Below are 26,547 nucleotides of genomic sequence, written 5' to 3'. Positions count from 1 at the left end.
TTAAAACGGCTCTAAAAGTTAATTATTTTGTTAAATAAACTTAAATACCACGAGGGTAACAAAGGATATATTTTTCTACAGTTTTTTGCAGCGACTTTAGATTGGATAAATCCGATGCTTTTGCAATATCAACAATATCGTTATTTTTCATTAAAATTTTAATATTCCCAACACCTGCATTGTATGCCCTATTTTTTATCGAATCGGTAAAAACAAAGTAATTTGCTTCTTTAGGCTTTATACCCAACAAATCAACAGCTGCATTTTGTAAAAACGAAAGTCGTTCTACATCAACTATTTCATTACTCATTTCTACCTTATACAAATTACGGGAGGTTAACATTTTGCAAAGCGTTGATAAAATTTTATCAGGATGTTTTACCCAAACCTTAACGGCAGCGTAAATATCCTGATCATCGAGATTTGTAAAATGTTCTAAATTTTCTTGTTGTTCGAAGAAATTTTCTTCGTTAATATCGTTTTTAAGGAAATAATTTAAAGATGGTGCGGCAAATAAATCTTCGCCTTCGGCAGATAACTGTTTGGCTCGCTCTAAAAGTTTAACCAAAATCATTTCACCAGAAATAACCGTTTTGTGCAAGTAAACCTGCCAGTACATTAACCTGCGAGCAATTAAAAATTTCTCGATAGAATAAATCCCTTTTTCTTCGATAACCAAATCATCATCGTAAACATTAAACATTTTAATGATTCGATCGAAACTGATTACACCCTCGCTTACTCCAGTAAAAAAGCTATCGCGATTCAAATAATCCATCCGATCTAAATCGAGCTGACCTGAAATTAACTGGTGCAGAAATTTTTTAGGATATGTGCCATTAAAAATTTCTATTGCATGGGTTAATTTACCGTCAAAATGCTGGTTTAACTCCTGCATCAGCTTTGCTGAAATATCTTCGTGTTTAATTCCGGTAACTAAAGAATGTTCTAGTGCATGAGAAAACGGACCATGACCAATATCGTGTAATAAAATAGCCAGTATGGCCGATTCTTCTTCACCATCGGTAATTGTATGCCCTTTACTTTTTAATAAGCTAATGGCTAAGCTCATTAAATGCATTGCCCCCAAAGCATGGTGAAAACGAGTATGTAAAGCGCCAGGATAAACCAAATGTGTCATCCCAAGTTGCTTAATGTATCGCAAACGCTGAAAATACGGATGAGAAATTACATCGTAAACTAATTCTGTGGGGATACTTATAAATCCGTAAACCGGATCATTTATTATTTTCTTCTTATTCAATCGTTAAAAATAGTTAAATAGATAGATACGGTACAAAAATTGCTATTTTTATTTATAGTTTGATTTAACTGCAAAAATATAAGAGCAGTACTTACCCTATTTTTACAAAAACATGCAAGAAACTAAAATATTGTGGGCCGATGATGAAATCGACTTGCTAAAACCTCATATATTACTGCTAAACGACAAAGGGTATAATGTTACTACTTTTACCAACGGGAATGATGCATTGGAAGCTTTTGGCAAAAGCCATTTCGACTTGGTATTCTTAGACGAGAATATGCCCGGAATGAGTGGAATTGAAACACTTTCGGCCATCAAGAATTTAAATCCTGATGTTCCTGTTGTTTTAATTACAAAAAGTGAGGAAGAAAATTTAATGGAAGACGCGATTGGTAGTAAAATCGACGATTATTTAATTAAACCAGTAAACCCTAAGCAAGTATTGTTAACCATTAAAAAGCTAATTGATAAAAAGCTTTTGGTTAATGAAAAAACATCAATGGCCTATCAACAAGATTTTCGTCGTTTGGGCATGACGCTTGGCGATCGCTTAAATTACGAGGAATGGATTGATGTTTATAAAAAAATCATTTTCTGGGAATTAGAATTAGAGAAACTTGATGACCCTCAAATGCATGAAATTTTAACCATGCAAAAGCAGGAAGCCAATACGCAGTTTTCTAAATTTATAGAAGAACATTATTTAGGCTGGATTAAGGATAAAGATAAGGCACCTTTGCTTTCGAATGAGTTATTAAAGAAAAAAGCGTTTCCGCATATAAACGATACCACACCCGTATTTTTTATTCTGATTGATAACCTGCGTTACGATCAGTGGAAAATTATCAACCCTTTAATTTCTGAATATTTTAGAATTGATGAGGAAGATATGTACAGCAGTATTTTACCAACCGCAACACAATATGCCCGTAACGCGATATTCTCTGGCTTAATGCCGTTGGAGATGGAAAAACGTTTCCCACAGTTATGGCAAAATGACGATGATGAAGGTGGCAAAAACATGCATGAGGAAGCTTTTTTAGCCGATAACATTAAACGTAATTTACGCAAAGACTGCAAGTTCAGTTACAATAAAATTTTAACTTTCGAGCAAGGAAAAGATTTAGTAGAACAAACTAATAACCTGCTTAATAACGATTTCAATGCCATTGTTTTCAACTTTGTTGATATGTTGAGTCATGCAAAAACCGATATGCAAATGATTCGCGAATTGGCAAATGACGATGCCGCTTATCGTTCGTTAACGTTATCTTGGTTTGAGCACTCTCCTTTGTTCGATTTGCTGAAAAAAATATCTCAAAAGCAGGTTAAAGTAATTATTACAACCGACCATGGAACGATTCGTGTAAAAAAACCAGTTAAAGTTATTGGCGATAGAAGCACAAACACAAACTTGAGATACAAACAAGGCAGAAATTTAAATTTCAACGCCAAAGAGGTTTTTTTAATTAAAAATCCTCATGATGCATTATTGCCAAAAATTAACATCAGCAGCAGTTATATTTTTGCAAGAGAGGATAGCTATTTTGTTTACCCGAATAACTACAATCAATTTGTAAATTATTACAATGAAACTTTCCAACATGGAGGAATTTCGTTAGAGGAAATGATTATTCCCGTGGTAACTTATTCACCGAGATAAATATTATTTTCTATCATTTCGATTGCTGCGAAGCGAAATGGAGAAATCTTTATAACTTAAAATCAGAGGCAAAAGCGATGCAATTATGTATTACTTTTGCCTTTATTATTTTATAAGCAATGAAAATAAAAGTAAACAGCTTAGCCGATTTACCCAATGTTGCCGATAAGCTTTTGGCATTTGCAGGTAACGAGAAAATTTTCCTTTTTAATGGAGAAATGGGCGCCGGCAAAACAACATTTATTAAAACATTTTGCAAAGCTTTAGGTATTGAAGACGCGGTTTCGAGTCCAACTTATTCCATCGTAAATGAATATGCAAGCCCCCAAGGTGCTGTTTACCATTTCGATTTCTACAGAATAAAAGATATTCAGGAAGCTTACGATTTAGGCTACGAAGAATATTTTTACGGCGGCGGAATTTGCTTAATTGAATGGCCCGAAAGGATTGAAGAATTATTACCCGAAAATTATATAAAAGTAGAGATATCGATAATTGGTGAAAGTGAAAGAATTTTTGAGTTTGGCACAGTAGTTAAATCTTGATAACACAATTGAAAACCCGTGCTTAATCCTATTCTGAAAACGAATATACAGTAATTCCTGGCAACTTAAGTCCCGCCATCTGCTATAGCTCCCGAAGAAAAATCGGGAGGCTGCCGCTACTGTCGGGTTTAGATACATCGGCAAGTGGAAGAAACCCAGCCAAAAGCAAATTCCTTGCTTATTAGCCCCGACAAACACGAAAATACTTTTGGTTTTAAAAATCGTTTTTAAACCTCGTAACTTAAAAAAACCAGAGTAATATTGTAGAAAATAGTGCCGTTAACCAAAAGATTGCAGTATTGGCGGGAACCAGTTTACAAAAGCACCACAGACTTTGCGCTACAAAATAAAAAGAATTAAATAAAATAGATGTTCTAATTTCTTCAGGTTCTTTACATTTAGTTATCAGTATTTTAACAGATTTTCCGTACCTTCATCAACCTAAAATCAAAATATTTTATAATACATCATGGCTACAGGATTACGCGAAGGAATGGCCGATATAGCTCGTCAAGGTTTATTACAAACACAAGAAGCGACGCTGGAAACCAGAAACAGAAAGAATAATCTAAATATTGGCATTCCCAAAGAAATCTCTTTTCAAGAAAATCGAATTGCTTTAACACCACTATCTGTGGCGCTTTTAGTTAATAACGGGCATAGGGTAATTTTAGAAAGCGGAGCTGGCATTGCTGCTAATTTTTCAGATAATGAATATGCCGAACAGGGCGCAAAAATTACCCACGATAAAAAAGAAGTTTTCGACTGCGATATTCTTGTTAAAATAGCACCGCCAATGCTCGAAGAAATTGCAATGATGCATAAAGGCCAAACCTTAATATCATCTTTGCAAACGGGCACTTTAAAGCAAGAATATCTTAAAGCATTAATGCAAAAAAAGATTAATGCATTATGTTTTGAAAACTTGCGTGATGAAGGTAATGTGCTGAGTGTGGTAAGGGCAATGAGCGAAATTGTTGGTTCTACCTCTATATTGATTGCTGCCGAATACTTAAGCAATGTTACCGGTGGAAAAGGTTTAATGCTTGGCGGTTTTACTGGCGTACCACCTACAGAAATTGTAATTTTAGGTGCAGGGACTGTTGGAGAATATGCCGCAAGAACAGCGCTAGCTTTAGGTGCCGAAGTAAAAGTTTTCGATAGTTCTATTTATCGTTTGCGCCGCCTTCAAAATAACTTAGGTAACAGCCGTGTTTTTACTTCGGTTATGCAACCAATTGTTTTAAACAAGGCAATTGTAACCTGCGATGTAGTAATAGGTGCCATTCGTGCAAGCCATGGCCGCAGCCCATGTATTGTTATGGAAGAAACGGTTGCCAAAATGAAACCACATTCGGTAGTTATCGATGTAAGCATTGACCAGGGTGGTTGTTTTGAAACGTCTGAAGTAACCAACCATACCAATCCCGTTTTTAGGAAGTACGATGTAATTCATTATTGTGTTCCGAACATTGCATCTCGGGTTCCCAGAACAGCGTCGTATGCATTAACAAATATCTTTGCTCCTATTTTGCTCGATATTGGCGAATATGGCGGCTTAATGAATATGGTTTGGAACAATCCAGGCATTCGCGAAGCGTTATATATTTACCAGGGAAACGTAACCAATAAAGATTTGGCAGATATGTTTAGTTTACCTTTTAAGGATTTAGAATTACTCGTTGTTTCAAATCAGTAATCTCATTTTTAGTTCTTGCGATTTAGCCAGTGTAGTATGAAATTAAACTTCTTTATTCTTTTTTTATTTGCCTCCTTTTTTGCTCTGGCTCAAACTAAGCCTCTAAAGCCACAAAAACTCGTTGTTGTAAATTCTTATAATCAGTATCTGGCTTCGATTAAAGTTAACCCAAACAACGAACTTGTTGAGATTAAAAAAGCCATTCCAAATATCAAACTAGATATTAGATACGCAACAAAAAACAATTTCATGCAGCAGGTTATGTACAAACAAGCACGAGCTTTTGCTCGTAAACCAGTTTTAGAATCCCTTAAGAAAGTACAGTTAGCATTAAATAAAAAAGGCTTAGGCTTGAAAATTTTTGATGGTTATCGCCCTTATACAATTACGGTAGCATTTTATAAAAAAGCGAGCGATAAAAGCTTTGTAGCAAACCCTGCAAAAGGATCAAAACATAATCGAGGTTGCGCAATCGATTTAACCGTTATCAATTTAAAAACGGGTAAAGAACTGGAAATGGCAACGCCTTACGATAGCTTTTCGAAAGCCGCAGCAGCTAATTACGAACCAGTGTCAGCCGTGGTTCGAAAAAATCGAGAATACTTGATTTCGATAATGAAGAAGAACAAATTAAATGTGCTCGAAAATGAATGGTGGCATTACGATTTTCAAGGCTGGCAAAATTATAATCTAATGGATATTCCTTTTGAAAAGCTCTAGCTGATTAACGATTAATTCCTTCCCATGAATATTTAAAGTTAATGCTACAAATGATGCGGAACGCCATACTGACTCATCTTTACCTTTGCTTTATCGCCTTTAACATTTAAACGAAAAATGAAGTCATAATCATCATCGGTTAACTCTTCTCTTGGACGCTTTCCGCCAAAAGCTTCAATAATCTCCAGAACGGTATTTGAATGACCAGCTATAATAATTTTCTTACCCAAATAATCGGCTTTAACCTTCTCTACAAGAGATTTAATGTCTGTGTAATCAATAACTTTCGGAATTACCAACGAATCTAAAGTTTGATGAGTTCTTTTATATGGTGTACTGAAAGCAACATCAAGTTTTTCCTTTTTCAAATAAATAGCCAAATCTCTTGCTCTAGTTTTTCCTTCTTCTGATAAATCTGGATTTTTCTCTTGAGGATTCGATTTATCTTTTTCTGCATGGCGAACAACCCAAATCTCGGTTGTTTGTGCTTGTGCATTTATAAGAAATAGAAATGATAACGATATAAGGAAAAAAAACTTTTTCATTGCTTTTGATTTTGGTTATAAATATTGAAAAAATTATCGGCTTGAAGAAATATGTATAATTGAAAAAACCGATACTGCATTACCACAGTATCGGTTAGAAAAGTTATAGATTAAAAACTAATAGCCTTGATTCTGCCATCCAGTTTTATTGTTTACGTTATCAATTTCCATTTGCGGAACTGGATAAATACTTCTAAAAGCAGGAATGCCAGGAAATACGGTTGCCATTTGCGTAGTTCGAACAATATCAAACCAACGGTCTGCTTCTAAGGCAAGTTCTAAACGTCTTTCTAAATAAACCGCGTTTCTAAAATCGGCCTGAGTTAGCAAGGTTGCCGCTGTTTTATTTGTAGCATTTGCATTTGTCCGTATAGCATTTAAAGCTTTAAAAGCTTCTGCATTGCCATAAGCAACCTCATTTAAAGCCTCCGCATACATTAATAAAACATCAGCACAACGAAGTACTGGAAAATCTCCACTAATTTCTGTTGAGTTAGAAACTGCGCTGTTAAATTTACCTGGGCGAATACCCGTACCTGTTGGCGCAACTAAAGCTCTGCGATTATCGCCAGTTTCAAATAAAGCCTGAGGAATTGTTATTGTATTTGTGTTATTGTTATTTCTATAACGGTTATCTTGATTAACAGCTTCTTTTACCCCTCCATTTAAGTACAAAACAGCAAAAATAATATCCTTACTTGTTTTTAGTCCACTTGGAAAAGTTGTAGTTTGTGGCACAACAGAAAGATTAGTTCCTGCATAAATTGCGGTTGCAATTGGCTGCAAAGTTGATACAACAAGATCATATTTCTTTTGATACAAATAAACCTTCGCCAATAAAGCTGATGCGGCATAGCTTGTTGCTTTACCGCGTTGTGCATCTGGCCATGTTGTTGGTAATTTCGTTGCTGCATCAGTTAAATCGTTAATAATTTGCTGATAAACCGCAGTAGAAGTTGCCCTGGTATTTTCTCTGGCTTCGGCCGTTTTCTGAACGGTTAAAACTAAAGGAACATTACCCCACAAACGCGTTAAGTTAAAATAACTTAATGCTCTGATAAATTTCGCTTGCCCAATAATTTGATTTTTAGTTGCATCGGCCATGCTAATTCCAGGTGCACGATCTAAAATAATGTTAGAACGATAAATTGCTTTATAATGTCCTTGCCACGAAGCTGAAAGAATTGCATTGGCGGATGTTTCAGAAAAAACCTCGATAGAGTTACGTACGCCAGCGCCAGAGCCTGGGTCGTTATCCGTAACATTATCGCCACGAATTTCACCTAGGGTAAGCATGTTGTTTCCGTACAAACTATCGGTTTGCAGTGCATCGTAACAACTTACCAAACCGCCTTGTAAACCTTTTTCATCAACATAAAAGGTATTTTCTGTGTAAGAATCAAGTGGTTTTAAATCTAAAAACTTTTTGCAAGAAGTAGCCGTAATGATTAAGCCACATGTTATGATTGGTATGATATATTTTTTCATGGTCCTAATTTTATAAAGTGATGTTTAAACCGATTGAAGTTGTTTTCGCCGTCGGATAAACACCATAATCTTCTCCGTTTGTAGTAGCTGCCGAACGATTTGTAACCTCAGGATTGTAACCTGTATAGTTTGTAAAAGTAAATGGATTTTGCATCGAAACATATAATCTAACCTTAGTTAAGGAAAGTTTCTTAATCAAATCCGTTGGAAGAGTATAACCCAATGCAATATTTCGGATTCGCAAATAAGAGCCATCTTCTACATGCCATGTAGAGGTTGTTCCATTACTGCCTTTAGCCACACGGTTTGCTCTTACGTCTTGTCCACTACCTGGATTACTTTCTGAAACCCATCGATCTAAAGAGCTAATCATGTTATTCATGTTACCTTCCTTATTAGCAAAATATCTACGAGAAAGATTAAGAATTTTGTTTCCATAAACACCCTGCATCGAAACATTTAAATCTATGCCTTTATATTCTGCCGATGTAGCAAAACCGTAAGTGAATTTTGGCAAGTAGTTACCAACGATTTCACGATCCTTAGTTAAATCGATCACGCCGTCACCATCAACATCTTTAAATTTAAAATCGCCTGGTTTAGCCGTATTTAAATCAAAATTACCTTGAGTATCTAAGTAATGAGGATAAGCATTTACCTCTGCCTGGTTTTTGAAAACACCTAAAACAACAGGTAAATAATATGATCCAATTGGTTCGCCAACTCTTGTTAGGAAATAAGCATTGGCAACTGAACCTGTGCTTATAATGTCTGCATTTCCTGGTCCTAATTCTACTACCTTATTTTTATTCTTAGAGAAGTTACCGCTGGCAGTCCATTTTACAGCGCCAAACTGTTGTGTAGTACCTAAGTTTATATCAACACCTTTATTGTTTACTTTACCAATATTTTTTAATTCAGAAGAGAAACCTGTAGATAATGGCACAGGAACATTTAGTAATAAATCAGTAGTATTACTGTTATAGGCATCAACTGATAATGTTAACTGATTGTTCCAGAAAGCAACATCTAAACCAATATTTAATTGTGTTGTTTTTTCCCAGCTTAAATCATCGTTAGGTTGTGCAAAAGGAGCGGCACCGTTAACAACGCCAGGAGTTCCACCACCAAAAACATAACCATAATTAGTCATAGCACCCTGAGCCAAATAATTTGGTATATTGAAGTTACCAGTTTGTCCTAAACTTGCTCTAAGTTTTAAATCAGAAATGGCTTTACTGTTTTTCAAAAATTCTTCTTCTGATAATCTCCAACCCACAGAAGCAGATGGGAAGTAACCCCATTTATTATTTGATCCAAATCTAGATGAACCATCGGCCCTGACCGACCCCGTGAATAAATACTTGCCTTTATAGCTGTATTGCAATCGGGCAATACCAGAGGCCAAAGACCATTGTTGTCTGGTTGAGGTACCTGCTGTTACTAAACCAGCACTTAAATACTCAATTTGATCGCTAATAAAACCTCTGGTGGCAACAGCATAATTTCCGCTTAAATCATCTTTTTGGTTAGACCAGCCTAATAATGCATTCAGGTTATGATCACCGAATGTTTTAGTGTAATTTAAAGTATGTTCTAATAACCAGTTGGTTTCTTTTATCGTTCTGGAACTCGCCTGAGCATCAGATAATGGATTTCCTGCCGTATTTGATAGTGGAATAATCGAAGGACGGAAAGTATCTTCAGCGCTGCTGAAAATATCAACACCTAATTGGAGTTTATATTTCAAATCCTTGATAATTTCTGCCTCAATAAACGTGCTTCCAGTTAATCTGTTTGAGCCTACATCATCCTTTTGCAACATCGCTAAAGCAACAGGATTCCAGGCCTGAGTTTCTCCATTACCAGTTATTGTAGAACCATTAGGCAAAGTGGTTACCTGACCAGGACTCCAGGAGTTTTGTGCAAAACTATAGCTCCCATTTGCATTGTAAACTGGCCAAAGTGGAGAATAATGAAGCGCAGACGCTACAATACCACCTGTATTTAAGCCGTTTGCATTCCCAGCGTTATAAGCACCGTTGGCATTTAGCCTTTTTTCTTTAATTACTGATGGCGTTATATTTACACCATACCTGAAAATTCCTTTTTTGCCATCTAAATTTAATCGACCACTATAACGTTTAAATCCGCTATTTAAAATGATACCATCTTGATCAAAATATTCTAAAGAAGCATAATATTTCATGGTTTCACTTCCGCCCGAAGCAGAAATTGAATGATTTTGAATTTTAGCTGTTCTGAAAATTTCATCTTGCCAATCTGTATTTGTTAAACCTTGTTGTCCGCTTAAATAAGGCAGAATTTCTGTAGGAATAACGGCACTCGTATTATTTCCAGAATTAACCAAACGCTGCACATTGGTATCGTTAATGCTGTATGCGATTGTTGCCGATCCATTTGCAACATTACGACGATTAATCGCATCCATGGCATCGGCATAAGTATTATTTCTCGATTCAAGCGTCATTTGAGCATACTGATATGCATCCATCATATCAATTTTATGCGCCAAACTTTGCCAGCCCGTATAACTATTTACGCTGATTGATGCTATACCAGTTTTACCTTGTTTGGTTGTTATCAAAACCACACCATTTGATCCACGAGAACCATAAATTGCAGCTGATGATGCATCTTTTAATACTTCTATCGATGCAATATCATTGGTATTAATTGTGTTGATATTATCATTTGAAATCGGAACGCCATCAATTACATATAAAGGATTTGAACCAGCTGTAATTGTACCAACGCCACGTACCTTAATGGATAATGCACCGCCTGGTGCACCCGAGCCTTGCGAAACCTGAACGCCTGCCATTTTACCAACCATTGCTTCTGCAGCATTATTAATTGGTTGATTCTCCAAATCAGAGGCTTTTATACTTGCAATTGCAGTTGTCACATCCTTCTTTTTCTGACTGCCATAACCTACAATTACAACATCTGTTAGTTTAGCAGATTCAGGAGCCAATTGAATTAAAAGTGTTGCCTGCTCTCCTGCTTTTAACATGTAATTTTCAATTGTTTTGGTTGTGTAACCAATAAATGAAGCGCTAATGTTATAAGGAACGTTTGCTGTTAAGCCAGAGATGGAAAATTTTCCATCTGCATTAACCATAACCCCCTTTTTTTCGTTGGTTTTAGTATTTAGTAAAAGAATAGAAGAACCAATTAATGGCTGGCCTGTTTCATCTTTTACAATCCCCGTTATCTCGGATGTTTGAGCTCGGGCAGTTGCACCAGCTGTTATTAACAGCATGCAAAAGAACAAGTGTTTTGTAAATTTTCTAAGCATAGTTATAATTATTAGTTTGTTTTTTTTTGCAAAAAGATTCCTTGTCCGCTATTTTTTAGCAGCTCGTTTATTCAAAATATATTATTGGTTTATTTAGTAATCAGGTAGCCTTCAGTTGTTTTAGTTTGGTTAAGTTTGTTTAATTCGGTTATCTCTTCAAGAATTTTGTCTGCCTTACGGTTTAAATCAATTGTACCCGTAAAGGAAATTTCATCTAAATCATCAGCGTTATAAATAATTTTAACTTTATAGTGTTCTTGTATTTTATCAAACACCTCTTTTAGCGATGCTTGTTTAAAGTTAAGTTCGTTAAGTTTTGGTAATTCCTTAGCAAGCATAGCTTGATCAACTACTTTAACCTGATGTTTAATGCTGTTGTAAACTAATTCACTTCCTGGCAACAAAATTTTATCGAAAGTCAAAACCGATTTATCAGCACTAATATTTTTAACCCAAACTTTACCCGTATGTAATTCCACCTTTATAAGTTTATCCTGTTCGGTTGCGGTAATGGTAAAAGATGTTCCTAATGCAGTAGTTGATATTCCTTTAGCGTAAACAATAAACGGATGTTTCTTATCTTTAGTAACCTGAAAAAAGCCTTTACCTTTTAAATAAATTTCACGTTTTGCCTTAACAAAGGGAACGGCATATCTTAATTCCCCTCCTGGATATATTTTTACTGTAGAACCATCTGGCAAAGCCATCGATTGATTGTAACTTGTATAATTCACAATCGATTTCCAGTTAATTGTTTCCTTTTTAACCGCTTTACTCTTTACGAAATCTGGAACTATTTCGGGCTTATTTAACAATAAAAATCCAACGCTAAGCAATACAACAACAACTGCTGCCGCCGATGTAATTTTGAGCCATTTTATTCTTATTGATTTTGCTAAAGTTTGTTTCTTAACCGCTTCAAATATTTCGTCACTCTTCTCGTTTGAAATCAACGCATCATCTGCATCATCCCAATCGTTTTTACTCAAATAATGCTCGGGTAAATCATCTATTTGTTTTAAATAATTTACCACCAAAAGTTTTTCTTCGGGTGTACAAATACCTTTAAAATACCTGCTTAAGAGCTCATCAGATATGTTCATACTACTAATACGATTGGATTTAAGAATAACCCGTAACGGGATTGAAATATTTTTTTTATTTAGCTAATAAATCTAGCAGAAAGATAAATATAGGCAAATAGGCATAGCCATTAAGTTGCTTAATGGCCAAAGAAATGTGTTTTTCTACCGTTCTTGGAGAGATGGAAAGTTTTTCTGCAATTTCTTTGTAAGAATATCCATGAACACGGTTTAAAACGAAAACTTGTTTTCGGGTAGGTGGTAAGCAATTTAAAACAACTTCTAATTGTTTATTGATATCAAACTGAAGACTTTGTTCAGCTATTTTATAAGTCAAATCTGCGCTATAAATTTTTAGGTTTCGTTCATCATTTGCTAGTTTTTTAAAATAATCTAGCAATGTAGTTTTAGCAATTTTAAACAATTGCACATCTAAAGGAAAGTCTTCGGTTAACGTATGTTTGAATCGCCAAAGCTTAATAAAAGCAAGCTGTGTAAGTTCTTCAGCTAAATCATCAGAAGCTGTTTTTTTTAAAAAATAGCCATACACTTTTTTATGCCATAGTTTAAAAACTATTTCGAAAGATGTATGGTTTCCCTGCCTTATATTTTGGATATAATCTGACAATGGCTCAAAACTACTTGGTTAATGTTAGCTGGAAATAAATATAGTGTTAATTTTATTTATTTGATTAACATTAATTTTTTTGAGCGATAAACTTATTTCAAGGCTAAAATTAGCGTTTTAATATCTGCATCAGTATGCCAACTTGAAAGCACAATACGATTTAAAGGTTTATCAGTTGGGGCTGGATAAGGAAAAGAGGAAATTAAAATTTGATGTTTTAAAAGATCCTCGGCTAAGTTTGGATAATTAATCAGGTAGGCTGGAAAGCCTTGTTCAAATTTCCAGGTTAAATTTATAGCATCGTTAAAATGAACAATATTTTTTTGAAGATTTTCCCAGGCTTTTTGATAAATATCTCTTGCATATATAAAGGCATAAAGACCTGCCGCCGAAGGAGGTGAAGCACCTACGAAAGTGTTTGACAATTTAAGCTTTTTAATGATTTCTTTTGATCCCAAAACAAGGCCAGCATCGATGCCTAATGCTTTTGCCATGGATGAAACAACTACATTCTCCACATTTTTGAGTTTGGGCAATTGGCTAAATGCGCCAAGTCCATGGTTGTTTACACCAATCCCATGTGAGTCGTCAACGATGAGCAATATATTCTTATCAGGTAAAACCTCCTCTAAAAAATCGAAATCGTAAATTTCAGGTAAAAGATTATTCATCGAGTTACTGATCAAAACCCAGTTAGACTGAGGAGCTGCGTTTATTGTTTCAATGGTTTTAACTTTCCATTCGCTAAATGACTGAGATAACGCATCTGGTTGATGATTTTGCCAAAGTGCAGGATGAGTGGACGGGGCGTAGATTACCTTTCCAAGTGCTGATAATGTTTTAACAGTAAGCTGTGCGGCTAAATACCCACTCGAGGTAATCAACGCATCTTCGGCTAAAAATCTTTTTGCGGCTTCTTTCTCGGCTTCGCCGTAAATACCCAACTGAATATTGTTGCTTCTGCTCGTCCCATTATTTAAGCCAAATTTTTTAATCCCATCAATATACAAATCGATAAATTCTTGATTTTGAGGAATCCCTAGATAAGCTGTACCGCCAAAATATAAATAATCCTTCCCATCGACATTAATGGTATTAGAAAATGGTTGTGTAATCGATTTAAATTTATTATCCATCAAAATATGATGTTATTGATTTTGAGAAACTTGTTTAGAGAAAAATTCGAATTGCTGTTTTATAGATTTTTTCCAGTAAGCAGAATTATGCGAACCTGGTTGTGAAATGTAAGTTGCGTTGATTTTTAAACTATCGCATTTCTTCTTCATTTCATTGTTCGAATCATAAAAAAAATCGCCTGAGCCACAATCAAAAATAATCTCCTTCTTACTGCCTGCAAGCTTATCAATATTTTGAATTACCGAATATTTCAACCAAATTTCGCTATCTTTTTCTGGATTTCCCAAAAGCTCGGGAACACCAAATTTACCAATGGCATCTCTTAAATTTATGCCTCCACTGGTACTCCCTGCGCCTCTAAACGCTTCAGTATGCTTTAAAAACAACCAAAGCGCTCCATGGCCACCCATGCTTAAACCTGTTATAAATAAATTTGAGGTGTCAATTGGAAAATCGGTTTTAATTTTTGGCATTAGTTCATCGAAAAAGAAGTTTTCATATTGCCAATCTGCTTTTGCAGGACTGTTTAAATACCAGGATTTAACCAAACCATCTGGACAAATTAATATATAACCATACTCATCAGCATATTTTTGAGCATCCATAATATTGTTCCATTGTTTATAATTTCCACCGAAACCATGTAAAAGTATTACAGCTGGAACCTTTACTTTCTTATCAAGCTTTTTCGGAATAAAAACCCAAGTTGTATCTGGCTGAGGCAAATTTTTAGAGTTAAAAACAATTTGTTTCTGCCCATAAACATTTACCGAAAAAAAGATGGCTATCGCAATTAAAAAAACTTTCATTTCAATTAAAAATTATCGTGTATGTAGGTTATAATTCTAACCATTTCATTTCTTACTGCCGTTGTAGGGTTTACGAAATTGTTATTCATAAAGGAATAAGTATAAACCTTTCCTTTTTTTGTAACCACAAAACCACTTTGATTATGAACGCCTGTTAGCGAGCCAGTTTTTCCGAAAACAAAAGGCTCATTTGTTTTTGGATAAGCGTTTTTTAAAGTTCCGCTCTTACCTCCTGCTGGAAGCATGTTGAATAATTTTGCCTGATCATTTACTTCGCCGTAGATCAGGTTTAAAACCATAATCATATCTTTTGGCGAAAATAAATTCATTCTTGATAAACCTGAACCGTCAACCCATCGAGGCTTTTCTGGTAAATCAGCTAAATAATTTTTCAAAACATACTCAATCGTCTTATTAGTATTTAGTGTATCGCTTAACTTATCGCCGCAAACAAGCAGCAGTTGTTCTGCAATGAAGTTATCGCTGGGTAAAAGCATGGCCTTTAAAACCGAATCGCGGTTTGCGCCTGAGAGTGTTTTGGCATCAGCGGGCATCTTCATCTCGATGATCTCTACAGATTTATGCAGTGTATCAGCTAATAAACTTAAAGTGGTTTCGTTACTTAACTTAAATGGAATTTGCTGAACATAGTTTGCCTTTACGTTTACGGCATTATAATCGAATTCGTTTGTGTTAAATTTACGTTTGACAAAAAAATCACCCGTAGTTGTTTTTGCATCCTTAACAAAACACGATGTAAAATTTTTAGGTATGATAGAAAATCCCCCCGTTTGATTTCCTCTTACCCAAACAGTATTATCTAACAAAGGCAATTCGTTAATTTCTGCCTGATAATAGTCGTTGTAATCATCCCAGGCCCAACCGCTGCCAAAAAAATTACCCGTGTAACGTCCAGGTGCAAAAAATAATTTTTTGTTAGTAGATAGGAGAAAATTATAAGCTGATTTATCTTTTAATTCTGATTGGAGAAAAGACGGGTCGCCAGTTCCCCAAAAAATTAATGAATCATTCCTTTCTACGTAACGAAGTGCAGGCATTGATTCTGGGATCATTTTCAGTGCTGCATAAAAAGTAAATAACTTTGTATTAGATGCTGGTGTAAACTGCTTATCTGCATCTTGCTCAAAAATCATTTTCTTATCGCCCAGATTATAAAGCGCAAAACCAACCTGATACTGTTTAATTATAGCAGATTTTCTAAATTCTTTAGAAACTTTATTTGCCACTAATTTATCTGCTGAACAGCCAAATAACATACTGATAGATAGTATTATGGCACATAAAAAAAAGTTTAATAATCTGTGATAAATCATCTTTTAAAGTTATTGGTAATTATACAAACTAAATCATTAAATTTAATTAAATGTTAACCAAATATAAGTTTGATATGCGTTCCGTGTTTCGCAGATTAGTTATTTGCGTGGGCATTACTTTGTGCTTTTTTACCTCAGCCTTTTCTCAGGATTTTCAGTTTCTCGATCGCCAAAAAAGACAATCAATACATTTCAAATCAATAAAGAATTTAATTATTATCCCCATTTACATCAACAACAAAGGGCCTTACGATTTTCTTTTAGATACTGGCGTAGGCCCGATGATTATTACGGAGCCTTCTATTATAGATTCTCTGGACTTTGCTAAAATGCGAAAAATTAAAGTTACAGGATTAGGAATAGAAACTGTTGAGGCTTTTGTTTCGCAAAACATTACCGCAAGAATAAACAGAGCACAAATGGACCATGTACCAACGGCCATTCTAAAAGAAGATCTTTTTAACCTCTCTGGTCATTTGGGCACAAAAATTTACGGCCTAATCGGTTATAGTTTTTTCAATAGTTTTATTGTTGATGTTCGATATTCAGAAAACCGCATTATTTTTAGCAATCCAGATATCCCCATAAAATACAAGGGTAATAAAATACCCATCGTTATAGAAAACCTTAAGCCTTATGTTTACGCCGAGGTTGAAGTACCAGATAGCGGAAAAATAAGCGCAAAATTTTTAATGGATACTGGAGCAAGCCATGCTTTATCGATGGAAATGTATAACGGTGATAAGTTTCCGCTACCCTATACTAAAATTAAAGCAAACTTGGGCATGAGTCTAAGTGGACAGATTAAAGGTTTTTTAGGGCGTATAAAAGAGTTTTCTATCGGTCATTTCGAATTTAATGACGTTATTTCGGGTTTTCCAGATTATGCTGTAATATCCCAAAAAGTAGATTTAAAGAACCGAAACGGAAATTTGGGAGCAGAATTATTGCGCAGATTTAATATTCAATTCAATTATCGGGAAGGGTTTATCTATGTAAGACCCAACAGCTATTTCAAAAATCCTTTTGAGCACGATATGGTCGGAATGGTAGTTTATTTAGATCAGCAGGAGTACAAAAGATTTTTAATAGGAGAAATTGATGAAAATTCGCCAGCAGAAAAATCGGGATTGTGCCCTGATGACGAAATTATAGGCGTTAACTTCAGGCCTATTGATGTCTATTCTTTAAATGAATTATCAGAACTTTTCAAATCGAATTCAACGAAAAGTGTAATTTTAGAAATTTATCGCGATAATAAAACCTTCTTTAGGGTAATTCATCTGGAACGTCGGATTTAACAAAAAACATTACGTAATTTTCAGGTTACAACCCAATTGTCAGTTTGCGAGCATTTAAATTTGCTATTCCATAAAACTGAGATCTATGTTCAAAAATTTAATGTTGGCGTTCTTATTTATTAGCTTGTCAATTTCTGGCTTTGCCCAAAATTCAGACTCTGTAACCTTTGTAAAAACTAAATGGCTAAAAACGCGGGTTGCTAAACAAGTTAAACTTTTCAAACATCATTTTAACAATAAAAATCTCTTTGCTGCAAATGAAAACATCTCTTTTATAGAAGTTAAAAACACAGGTAGAAAAGCTGTTTTTGCCATTGGTGCCGAAGAAAAAGAACTCATTACAACAAGTAACTTCGGATTGAGAGATACCGCAATTGCCGCAATTAATGGAAATTTCTTTGATGTTAAAAATGGAGGTTCTGTAGATTTTGTTCGCCTAAACGGTAAAATAATTAACGAAAATCGTTTAGAGAAAAATAATCAGCGAGCCAGGCACCAACAGGCAGCCGTAGTTATCGAGCATGGAAAAATATCCATAAAAAAATGGGATCAAACAAATGACTGGGAAACGAAATTAACCGAACAAAATATAATGCTAAACGGCCCTTTACTTTTTTTAAATGGCATTAAAGAAGATTTAGACACAACCGATTTTAATAGATTGAGACATCCAAGAACGTGTTTGGGGATAAAACCAAATGGCAGCGTTATTTTACTTGCAATAGATGGTCGTAATGATAATTCGGCAGGTGCGAGTTTACCTGAGCTGACTAAAATTATGAGTTGGTTAGGTTGCACAAGCGCTATTAATTTTGATGGCGGCGGATCTACAACACTTTGGATTAATGGTTTTGCCGATCAGGGCGTAATCAATTATCCAACGGATAATAAAAAATGGGATCATGAAGGGCAACGAAAAGTAGCTAACGTAATTCTCGTTAAGAAAAAATAAATTATTTTAGTCGAAAATTGTGCTTGTTGCGTTATATAGATATGATTAAAAATTTTTGCTACCTCCTTTTTTTATTGGCTTTATTTTCTGCTTGCAAATCTGGTAATAAAACAACCAATCCCGAATTACGTGATTTTAGATTTGAGCCAGTTAAGGGCATAAAATATACAGAGGTTAAGCGAAGGTTTAGTAATGGCATTTCTTTTAATCCCGAAGGTTTTATGCAAAAGCCATCGTGGATAATTGAGGTTGTAAAGGAAGATACCATGAGCGCCTGGAGCCCTCAAAAAAATAGAATGCAAAATTTCTACCTCCAATTCGACCACGGAAACCTTTACAATTTTGCAGAAGAGTGGTTTAAGGTAAAACACATTAGTAAAGATAGTTTGGTTTTTCAACGTGTACAGGTTAACAATAAAATTATTGCCCAAGATTTCCGTTCGGATGTGAATATGACTTTTTATGCTCAGACCTATATTAAGAATAAACTTAAAACCACAGCCGATAAATTACAGAAACCAACCAAAGCAGATACTTCATTTATTCTTAAACGTTCTGATGTAGTTAATGCCAGCAGCGACAGCAGTTTTGCAGCAACAGAACCCGTGGTTTTTATCCCAAAAAGCAAAGTTGTTAAGGTAAAAAAAATAGAAATACCTGGCGATAAATTATCTGGACGGACAGCATCTTATAATTACATATTTCCTGAATATAGAATTGATATAGATAGAGCGTACAGAGATTTTGCTTATAAGTTTACCGCAATTGTCGATTTTCAAGGAAATATCCATGTAAAAAGTATCAGCGGCATTATGCCTGAAGATACAGATCAGAAAATTAAAGTAGTACAGGGAATTGCAGATATATACATTAGAAATCTTTTTAATGTAATGCCAGGAACAACTTTAGGAATCGCCCATAATAGTCAAATTTCGATTGGCGTTGTTGGTAAAGCAATTAAAAAGCCTTAGTAATCTGTCCTTTACAAATTTTTAACGTTAAAAAAATGTTAAAAATTATTTTGATTTTAAAAATTAAAACTTACCTTGCGTTCTTAATTTTAATATTTAATACAATGCAAGAAGGCACAGTAAAATTCTTCAATGTAACTAAAGGTTTTGGTTTTATCATCCCTGCAAACGGCGATAGCGAAATCTTTGTTCATTCAACAGGTCTTATCGACGAAATCCGTGAAAACGACAAAGTACAGTACGAAGTTGCTAACGGTAAAAAAGGCTTAAACGCCGTTAATGTGAAAGTAATTTAATTAACTATCATATTTACAAAGAGGGCTGCTTTCTTGCGATGGCAGCCTTTTTTATTGAGTAAAATTTAAAAGGAATTACTCTCGTTATTAATAAATCAAGCCCCAAATTTTATCATGATTAACTATTTTATTGTTCCTGGAATCGGCAACTCAGGACCAGAACATTGGCAAACTTATTTCGAAAGATCAGCTTCGAATTTTACCCGAATAAATCAAATCGATTGGGATTCACCTTCTTGTAATGATTGGACTGAGGGTATTAATAAAGCCATTTCAGGTTACGATTTATCAACTGTAGTTTTAATTGGCCATAGCTTGGGTTGTATGGCTATTGTACATTGGGCACAAAAGTATAATCAAAAGATTAAAGGTGCCATGTTAGTTGCGCCAAGCGATGTTGAAGCACCGCAATATACTTTCTCAACCATTGGCTTCGACCCTATTCCATTATTTAAAATTGATTTTAAAACTATAATAGTAGCCAGCACAAACGATGAGTGGATTTCGATAGAACGAGCCGAGTTTTTTGCCGAAAAATGGGGAAGTGAATTTATAGATATTGGTAAAGCTGGGCATATAAATGCGGCTTCTGGTTATGGTGAGTGGAAAGATGGTTTAAAAATTTTAAAGTCTATTTAATTCTTATCCCGTAAAACGGATAAAATAATCAATTCAATCTGCGGGAGAAAAAATTTAGTTAATCCTTATGATTCAATTTTCTTCTTAGCACGTAGTCCATAAATATTAAACCAATAATAATATCCAAACCGATAAAAACATAAATTGCAGTTGGCGTTATATATTTATCTAAATTAAAATCTGCAGTAAAATATTTACCAAAATTGGGCATTGTAAAAGTAGAATTATAAAGTATATAACCTAAAAGACCCAGTATCGAAATAACAAAAAAGGCACCAATACTAAAAATAATACGGGTATCTACTCTCGTTTTCAATGAAACAGGCGCAGGTTCGAGCGCAACATTTTCCATCACATTTCTAGTGAACGACATAGAAGGTTCATCAAGCTCCATCTCGCTAAAAGCGAAATTTAAGTTTAATAATTCTTCGTACAGCAATTTTACGGCAGCATTGCTTTCTATTTTTTCTTCGATGTTTTTTCTTTGGATTTCATCAAGATTTCCATCAATATAATCCCAAAGTTGTTGTTCTATTGTATTCATAGTAACTCCTTTACTTCATCTTTTAACAAAAATTGTAATTTCTCTTTTAATCTTAGCCTGGCTCGGTGCAGTTTTACTTTTATCGTATTGGGTTCCATATTTAAAGCAACACCAATTTCTTCTAAACTTTGTTCGCCTTTATAAAACATGGTTATAATGGCAGCATCATCGGGCATTAAATGTGTAATTGCTTCATTTAAAAAAGCATGACTATTCTGCTGTTCGTAAATATTTGCATTAAAGGCCGAGGTATGGTTTTCTAACTGCAAAAAAGTATCTTCATCGCTTATAGATGAAGTATCTAACCGTTTTTTCCGCAGAAAAGTCATTGCGGTTGTATAAGTAATTGTGTACAGCCAGGTGCTAAATTTAGCAGTTTGTTTAAATGTTCCTAATGCTTTATAAGCTTTGATAAAACAATCCTGAGCAATTTCTTCGGCATCTTCACGGTTTTTAGCAAAACGTAAAGCAAGCGTAAAAACAAATCGCTGATGGCGTTTTACCAACAAAGCATATTGACTGGTTTCTCCAGTTAATACATTTTGAATCAGCTCTAAATCTGTTAATTCTTGCTTCATACTTACCCATAAGACTACATTAAAGATAGGCAGGTTACAGCTGAAAATAAATTATATTATTTTAGGCTCTTTCGCACTAATTTGTGCTTTTTAATCTGCAAGAAAAAACGTACAACCCTTAATGCGATGCAAAGAATTTTAATCCTGCAATAGACCCGATTAAAGTACAGATAAAAAATATACGCCAAAATGTGGCTGGCTCATTAAAGTAAATTATACCAACAATTACGGTTCCTACAGCACCTATTCCAGTCCAAACGGCGTACGCCGTACCCATTGGTAAAGTTTGTGTCGCTTTATTTAGTAACATAAAACTTAACGCAATGCAAATAAAGAAACCTACACTCCATTTTATATTGGAGAAGTTATTAGATAATTTAAGACATGTGGTAAAGCCAACTTCGAACAAGCCAGCTATAATTAAGATAATCCAGTTCATAAAAATGTGTTTGTGCAAAGTTATGAATGTGATTAGATGCTACATTTTACAAATGTTAAATAATAAACTATTTTATTGTAGCTCTTATCCTGCTTAGTGTAACCTGCGTAACACCAAGATAGGAAGCAATGTGCTTGAGTGCTACTTTCTTAATTAATTCGGGAGTTTGTATCGAAAAATCGTGATAACGCTCTGTTGCTGTTTTAAATAAACGATCTATTAATCTTTTCTCTGTTGCAATTAATTCGGCTTCTACAATTTTTCTGCCCCAGTTTGCTAGTTCGATATTTACAGAATACAAGGCCAACAAATCCGCAATTTTAATTTTGTAAAGCCTGCAATCTTCCAATAGTTCTATATTTTCGTAACCTGGTTTATTGTTAATATAACTGTTATAAGAGAATAGAATATCTCCTTTTTCCCCAAACCAAAATGTGATTTGTTGATTTTCTCCATCAGAATACGCCCTGGCAATCCCCTCCTCTAGGATATAAAAGTATGCTTCTGTTCGCTCTGCGTGGATTAGGATTTCACCTTTCTGATGATTAACCAAACTAACATGAACATAGAGTAAGTCCAATACTTCATCGCTTAGCGAAGAAAAGATTTCTATATTTCTCAATTGATTTTGCAAAATGGTTTTTAAAGAATATAAAGCTATAAAAAGTTTTTTCTATCGGGGTGTAACCTGATTAAAAAGCATGTAGTCATAATACACAGAACAAGTTCTAAAAAGAAAATTTAAATATTTACACTTTAAAAAATTATAATCATGGAAGGCGGTATATTAGTCCCAATCTCAATTTTCCTAGGCACATTCGCAATGGTGTTCGGAATCCGTTATTTATCGAATAAGGAAAAAATGGCAATGATCGAACGCGGTATCAACCCTGGTATCGGTAAATCTGCGCCAAAACCATACTTAAGTTTAAAATTCGGCTTATTATTAGTTGGCCTTGGAATTGGCTTATTAGTTGCCCTATTTACAGTAAGAAGTATATTTGGCCCGAATATGACCCACAACGAAGAAGGTCAGGCGGTTGCAGTTTACTTTGGGTGTTTAGGTATTTTCGGTGGTTTAGGTTTAATTACCTCATTCCTTATCGAAAAGAAAGCAATTGATAAATAACATGAACGTGGCATATAAAGAGTTTAAAAGTTTTGTGTTGAAACCTATGTATGCCCGTTCGCTATTCTTCGTTTGCGTTCTGTTAAACTCTGTGGTAGCTTGTGCGCAAAGTTTTGAAGCTAAGGTTGATGATTTGATTTTAACAGCATTTAGCAATAAAAGTGGCCCTGGCGCTGTATTTATGGTTGCACAGAACGGAAAAACAGTTTATCAAAAAGCTGTGGGCAAGGCAAATTTAGAGTTGGATGTAAATTTAACTCCTGAAAATGTTTTCCAGCTAGGTTCTATGACCAAGCAGTTTACAGCCATATCGATACTTATCCTGGAAGAGCAAGGCAAGTTAAGGGTAACAGACCTAGTTTCCAAATACATACCCGATTATCCATCTGGCGATAAAATAACGATTCATCATTTGCTTACGCATACTTCTGGAATAAGGGATTTTACAAAAATGAAATCGCTTAACAGCATTGCACAAAAGGATATGACACCAAAAATGATGGTCGATTTTTTTAAAAATGAGCCAAGCGATTTTCCACCAGGTGAAAAATTTGACTACAACAATTCTGGCTATGTTATTTTAGGGTATATTATAGAATTGGTTTCTGGAGAAACTTATGAGCAATTTGTTAAAAATTATATTTTCGAAAAAGCTGGAATGGCTCATTCTTACTACGCAAGTGATAGAAACGTAATCAATAAAAGAGCTTACGGTTATCACAAAAAGGAATCTGGATATGTAAATAAAACAGTAATTAGTTTTACTGTTCCTTTTTCTTCAGGTTCTTTAATGTCGACTGTGGGCGACATGTTGAACTGGCAAAATGCGTTAAACCAGAATATCCTGCTTAATGCAAAAGAAACACAAAAAGCTTTCAGCAAATACAAATTAAATAATGGAGAAGAATTTACTTACGGATATGGCTGGCACGTTAAACAAATAAACGGAATAGCGACCAGAGAACATGGCGGTAGCGTATTCGGCTTCAAAACAATGGGCGTTTATATTCCTGCTAAAGATATTTACGTTATCGGATTGAGCAATTGCGACTGTAACTCGCCAACACAAATTACAGGCGAAATTGCAGCTTTAGCTTTAGAAATGTTAAAGAATAAATAAATCCATTTATAAAAAGCTTGTTTTGTACAAACAAAACAGGCTTCTTTTTATTGGGGCTTATTAATAACTGCAACCGTTAAACGGCTAATGCAATTCATTTTACCTCTTTCATCGTAAATTTTTATATCCCAAATATGAGTTTTTGCGCCTCGGTGAATAACCTTGCAGATACCAGTAACCAAACCGCTTTTTACAGGTCGTAAATGGTTTGCGTTTACTTCTAAACCTACTGCAACATATTTATCAGGATCAATACACATGTAAGAGGCAATGCTACCTAATGTTTCGGCTAAAACTACTGATGCCCCGCCATGCAAAATACCAGCAGGTTGGTGTGTGCGTTCATCTACGGGCATGGTTCCGATTATAAAATCCTCACCAATCTCCGTAAATTTTATATCCAACAAACCACCAATATGATTTTTCGGACGGCTGTTTAAATCATCAATAGTAAAATTTTTAAACCACATGATAACGCTCTTTTAATACTCCAACATGATGAATAATGTGACCTGCAACAATAAAAAGAATTGATTTTACATTGATTTCTCTATTTGATGCTGTGCCAACCCGATTTAACTCTTCCTCATTTAAACTTCTAAATAAGTATAAATTTGCTTTACGGAGTGCAGCAAATTCCTCAATCATATCTTCGTAATTGCGTTCGCTGAAACGAGCATTCGAAACATAATCATCCTCATCAAAACCTGGTAAATGTTGTTTTTCATTTCTTGCAAACGCAGTAATTCTGTAGGCAAAAATACGCTCGCAATCGATAATGTGCCCAAGCATTTCTTTTAATGTCCATTTCCCATCTGCATAAGCAAAGTTTTCTTTCTCCTTATTTGCTTCAAATAAAACTGGAATACTAAAAACCTGTTCTTCAAGTATTTCAAAAATATCTTTATCTACTTTACTAATGTAAGTTTCTCCCCAGGCAGGATATTCGTTAGGCTGTGGTCGGTTCATAAGTTAAACTGCTTTTTAATATAATTCTGAAAGTGGTTCCTTTTCCTAATTCCGAATCTTTTACAAAGATTTCGCCACTGTGGTAATTTTCTACAATACGTTTGGTTAAAGATAAACCTAAACCCCATCCACGTTTTCTTGTGGTATAACCAGGTTGGAAAACAGCATCAAACTTGGATCTCGGAATACCTTTCCCAGTATCGGTAACATCTATAAAAACTTGTTCTTTTGCCAGGTTTTCGATAATATTTACGGATATAGAACCCTCATTTTCGATGGCATTGGCAGCATTTTTTAAAAGATTTTCGATAACCCAATCAAATAAAGGCACATTTAACATTGCTCTCACCTGCTCATCTCCAGTAATACTAAACTTTACCTTATCAGAAGTTCTAACTTTAAAATATCGAATAAAATCGCTGATAACAATGTAAACAACATGGTCTTCCAAAATCGGTTTCGAACCAATTTTAGAAAATCTGTCCGTTATAATTTCAAGTCGCTTAATATCATTTTCCATTTCAGCAATAAGCGGGTCGTCTTCAGCATCGAATTTCGATTTCATTAACTCTACCCAAGCCATTAACGATGATATTGGTGTACCCAGCTGGTGAGCTGTTTCTTTTGCCAATCCTACCCAAACGTGATCTTGTTCATCTCGCCGTGCCGAACTAAACGCTGCATAAGCCGTTAAAAGGAAAAGAAAAATTACACCCATTTGGATATAGGGGAAATAACGAAGTTGGGTTAATATAAACGAATCTTTATAATATGCTTTAAACTCATCTCCAAAAATATTCATAGCAGCAGGTTTATGCTGAACCTGCATTTGCCTTAACTGTTTTACGAAATATAAACTATCATAAACTAATTTATCGTTACCCGAATACATCGTTTTAGTGCTATCCAATCCTGTAGAAGAAACGATTACATCATCCTTATTAACCAATATAACAGGCATTTTTGTGTTTTGCCTCACGGTTTCGATAATGCTGCTTAGATTTTCGTTATCCATCAAGAGCATAGAACGCTCTGTAATTTTAACCCAAAGCTGAAATTGATTTGCTTCTTCTCGCTCCATCTTTTTCACAAATGAATCTGTATAAAATACTGATGCTATGCCAATTAAGATAGCAAAAATGAGAAGGAAAAATTTCCAGCGGCGTTTTTTTTCGTAAGGGTTCATGCTTTGGGTAGCCAAATTACAATAACAAAACGAAAAAAACATAAAACCATTATGCTTTTTCCTAAAACCAAACGGCAAATACTTTTAAAATTATAATAGCCTCATTGATTATGAAAACAATATAAAATAGATGAAAAACATATCTTTGCATCGTCTTGCGTTTTGCGCATAGCGATGAACATTT

The 26,547-nt window shown here is 34.8% G+C and carries 27 protein-coding genes; 11 read left to right on the top strand and 16 right to left on the bottom strand.

Annotated features, from left to right (window positions below; all coding sequences use genetic code 11):
* Positions 1–40 precede the first annotated feature (40 nt).
* Positions 41–1,264 carry an HD domain-containing protein gene (locus ACZZZI_RS10535; protein ID WP_463489389.1) on the bottom strand — a complete coding sequence of 408 codons (1,224 nt, stop codon included), beginning with the start codon at positions 1,262–1,264 and terminating at the stop codon, positions 41–43.
* 112 nt (positions 1,265–1,376) lie between these two features.
* On the opposite strand from ACZZZI_RS10535, the gene porX reads away from it, so the two are divergent.
* From porX to ACZZZI_RS10515, 4 genes are all read left to right on the top strand, one after another.
* Positions 1,377–2,930, top strand: coding sequence for a T9SS response regulator signal transducer PorX (gene porX, locus ACZZZI_RS10530; RefSeq protein ID WP_316754959.1), 1,554 nt, complete (start codon positions 1,377–1,379; stop codon positions 2,928–2,930).
* Positions 2,931–3,049: 119 nt separating this feature from the next.
* Entirely contained in the window at positions 3,050–3,475 is a 426-nt protein-coding gene (tsaE, locus tag ACZZZI_RS10525; protein ID WP_316754958.1) for a tRNA (adenosine(37)-N6)-threonylcarbamoyltransferase complex ATPase subunit type 1 TsaE, read from the top strand.
* Between the two features lie 469 nt (positions 3,476–3,944).
* A complete protein-coding gene (locus tag ACZZZI_RS10520; RefSeq protein ID WP_316754957.1) occupies positions 3,945–5,174 on the top strand; it encodes an alanine dehydrogenase in 1,230 nt (409 codons plus the stop codon).
* A 36-nt stretch (positions 5,175–5,210) separates the two neighbouring features.
* Positions 5,211–5,894 carry a M15 family metallopeptidase gene (locus ACZZZI_RS10515; protein ID WP_463489388.1) on the top strand — a complete coding sequence of 228 codons (684 nt, stop codon included), beginning with the start codon at positions 5,211–5,213 and terminating at the stop codon, positions 5,892–5,894.
* Between the two features lie 44 nt (positions 5,895–5,938).
* On the opposite strand, the gene ACZZZI_RS10510 is transcribed toward ACZZZI_RS10515, so the two are convergent.
* The 8 genes from ACZZZI_RS10510 to ACZZZI_RS10475 all read right to left on the bottom strand — a co-directional run bounded on the left by ACZZZI_RS10510 (position 5,939) and on the right by ACZZZI_RS10475 (position 16,239).
* Entirely contained in the window at positions 5,939–6,439 is a 501-nt protein-coding gene (locus ACZZZI_RS10510; protein ID WP_463489387.1) for a phosphoglycerate mutase family protein, read from the bottom strand.
* A 117-nt stretch (positions 6,440–6,556) separates the two neighbouring features.
* Positions 6,557–7,927 carry a RagB/SusD family nutrient uptake outer membrane protein gene (locus ACZZZI_RS10505; RefSeq protein ID WP_463489386.1) on the bottom strand — a complete coding sequence of 457 codons (1,371 nt, stop codon included), beginning with the start codon at positions 7,925–7,927 and terminating at the stop codon, positions 6,557–6,559.
* Between the two features lie 10 nt (positions 7,928–7,937).
* Complete coding sequence (locus ACZZZI_RS10500) at positions 7,938–11,213, bottom strand: SusC/RagA family TonB-linked outer membrane protein (protein ID WP_463489385.1); 3,276 nt, start codon at positions 11,211–11,213, stop codon at positions 7,938–7,940.
* Between the two features lie 125 nt (positions 11,214–11,338).
* Positions 11,339–12,352 (bottom strand): FecR family protein, encoded by a 1,014-nt coding sequence (locus ACZZZI_RS10495; protein ID WP_463489384.1) that lies wholly within the window; start codon positions 12,350–12,352, stop codon positions 11,339–11,341.
* Positions 12,353–12,407: 55 nt separating this feature from the next.
* Positions 12,408–12,959: an RNA polymerase sigma factor gene (locus tag ACZZZI_RS10490; RefSeq protein ID WP_463489383.1), complete on the bottom strand. Its 552-nt coding sequence runs from the start codon at positions 12,957–12,959 to the stop codon at positions 12,408–12,410.
* Between the two features lie 92 nt (positions 12,960–13,051).
* Positions 13,052–14,095 carry an aminotransferase class I/II-fold pyridoxal phosphate-dependent enzyme gene (locus tag ACZZZI_RS10485; protein WP_463489382.1) on the bottom strand — a complete coding sequence of 348 codons (1,044 nt, stop codon included), beginning with the start codon at positions 14,093–14,095 and terminating at the stop codon, positions 13,052–13,054.
* 12 nt (positions 14,096–14,107) lie between these two features.
* Positions 14,108–14,905 carry an alpha/beta hydrolase gene (locus ACZZZI_RS10480; RefSeq protein WP_463489381.1) on the bottom strand — a complete coding sequence of 266 codons (798 nt, stop codon included), beginning with the start codon at positions 14,903–14,905 and terminating at the stop codon, positions 14,108–14,110.
* A 5-nt stretch (positions 14,906–14,910) separates the two neighbouring features.
* Entirely contained in the window at positions 14,911–16,239 is a 1,329-nt protein-coding gene (locus ACZZZI_RS10475) for a D-alanyl-D-alanine carboxypeptidase/D-alanyl-D-alanine-endopeptidase (protein ID WP_463489380.1), read from the bottom strand.
* Between the two features lie 50 nt (positions 16,240–16,289).
* Here ACZZZI_RS10475 and ACZZZI_RS10470 point away from each other — a divergent pair, with 50 nt between their 5' ends.
* From ACZZZI_RS10470 to ACZZZI_RS10450, 5 genes are all read left to right on the top strand, one after another.
* A complete protein-coding gene (locus tag ACZZZI_RS10470) occupies positions 16,290–17,540 on the top strand; it encodes an aspartyl protease family protein (protein ID WP_463489379.1) in 1,251 nt (416 codons plus the stop codon).
* Positions 17,541–17,625: 85 nt separating this feature from the next.
* A complete protein-coding gene (locus tag ACZZZI_RS10465) occupies positions 17,626–18,492 on the top strand; it encodes a phosphodiester glycosidase family protein (protein ID WP_463489378.1) in 867 nt (288 codons plus the stop codon).
* A gap of 41 nt (positions 18,493–18,533) precedes the next feature.
* Positions 18,534–19,463, top strand: coding sequence for a hypothetical protein (locus tag ACZZZI_RS10460; RefSeq protein ID WP_463489377.1), 930 nt, complete (start codon positions 18,534–18,536; stop codon positions 19,461–19,463).
* A gap of 104 nt (positions 19,464–19,567) precedes the next feature.
* Positions 19,568–19,759, top strand: a complete 192-nt coding sequence (locus ACZZZI_RS10455; RefSeq protein WP_010599196.1) for a cold-shock protein — start codon at positions 19,568–19,570, stop codon at positions 19,757–19,759.
* A gap of 114 nt (positions 19,760–19,873) precedes the next feature.
* The gene (locus ACZZZI_RS10450) at positions 19,874–20,398 is read left to right on the top strand and encodes an RBBP9/YdeN family alpha/beta hydrolase (protein ID WP_463489376.1); all 525 of its coding nucleotides are present in this window, start codon (positions 19,874–19,876) and stop codon (positions 20,396–20,398) included.
* A gap of 58 nt (positions 20,399–20,456) precedes the next feature.
* On the opposite strand, the gene ACZZZI_RS10445 is transcribed toward ACZZZI_RS10450, so the two are convergent.
* The 4 genes from ACZZZI_RS10445 to ACZZZI_RS10430 all read right to left on the bottom strand — a co-directional run bounded on the left by ACZZZI_RS10445 (position 20,457) and on the right by ACZZZI_RS10430 (position 22,581).
* Positions 20,457–20,942: a hypothetical protein gene (locus ACZZZI_RS10445; RefSeq protein WP_463489375.1), complete on the bottom strand. Its 486-nt coding sequence runs from the start codon at positions 20,940–20,942 to the stop codon at positions 20,457–20,459.
* Positions 20,939–21,520, bottom strand: coding sequence for an RNA polymerase sigma factor (locus ACZZZI_RS10440; protein WP_316754927.1), 582 nt, complete (start codon positions 21,518–21,520; stop codon positions 20,939–20,941). Before ACZZZI_RS10440 ends, ACZZZI_RS10445 begins: the two co-directional genes overlap by 4 nt.
* Before the next feature lie 118 nt (positions 21,521–21,638).
* Complete coding sequence (locus tag ACZZZI_RS10435) at positions 21,639–21,959, bottom strand: DMT family transporter (protein WP_463489374.1); 321 nt, start codon at positions 21,957–21,959, stop codon at positions 21,639–21,641.
* Positions 21,960–22,026: 67 nt separating this feature from the next.
* Positions 22,027–22,581 carry a Crp/Fnr family transcriptional regulator gene (locus ACZZZI_RS10430; RefSeq protein WP_463489373.1) on the bottom strand — a complete coding sequence of 185 codons (555 nt, stop codon included), beginning with the start codon at positions 22,579–22,581 and terminating at the stop codon, positions 22,027–22,029.
* Between the two features lie 150 nt (positions 22,582–22,731).
* Here ACZZZI_RS10430 and ACZZZI_RS10425 point away from each other — a divergent pair, with 150 nt between their 5' ends.
* Positions 22,732–23,088: a DUF6249 domain-containing protein gene (locus ACZZZI_RS10425; RefSeq protein ID WP_316754921.1), complete on the top strand. Its 357-nt coding sequence runs from the start codon at positions 22,732–22,734 to the stop codon at positions 23,086–23,088.
* 1 nt (position 23,089) lies between these two features.
* Positions 23,090–24,208 (top strand): serine hydrolase domain-containing protein, encoded by a 1,119-nt coding sequence (locus ACZZZI_RS10420; protein ID WP_463489372.1) that lies wholly within the window; start codon positions 23,090–23,092, stop codon positions 24,206–24,208.
* Between the two features lie 47 nt (positions 24,209–24,255).
* On the opposite strand, the gene ACZZZI_RS10415 is transcribed toward ACZZZI_RS10420, so the two are convergent.
* From ACZZZI_RS10415 to ACZZZI_RS10405, 3 genes are read right to left on the bottom strand one after another with little or no spacing between them, the layout of a single operon-like run.
* On the bottom strand, positions 24,256–24,678 hold the full coding sequence (locus ACZZZI_RS10415) for a hotdog fold thioesterase (protein ID WP_316754917.1): 423 nt from the start codon (positions 24,676–24,678) through the stop codon (positions 24,256–24,258).
* On the bottom strand, positions 24,668–25,177 hold the full coding sequence (locus ACZZZI_RS10410; RefSeq protein ID WP_463489371.1) for a DinB family protein: 510 nt from the start codon (positions 25,175–25,177) through the stop codon (positions 24,668–24,670). The genes ACZZZI_RS10415 and ACZZZI_RS10410 overlap by 11 nt, the downstream gene beginning before the upstream one ends.
* Positions 25,158–26,363 (bottom strand): sensor histidine kinase, encoded by a 1,206-nt coding sequence (locus ACZZZI_RS10405; RefSeq protein WP_463489370.1) that lies wholly within the window; start codon positions 26,361–26,363, stop codon positions 25,158–25,160. Before ACZZZI_RS10405 ends, ACZZZI_RS10410 begins: the two co-directional genes overlap by 20 nt.
* Between the last annotated feature and the right edge of the window lie 184 nt (positions 26,364–26,547).

It is taken from the genome of Pedobacter sp. AC190 (assembly GCF_979258025.1).
The sequence above is the reverse complement of the archived record's forward strand: the minus strand, read 5'-3'. Positions and strand labels throughout refer to the sequence as shown.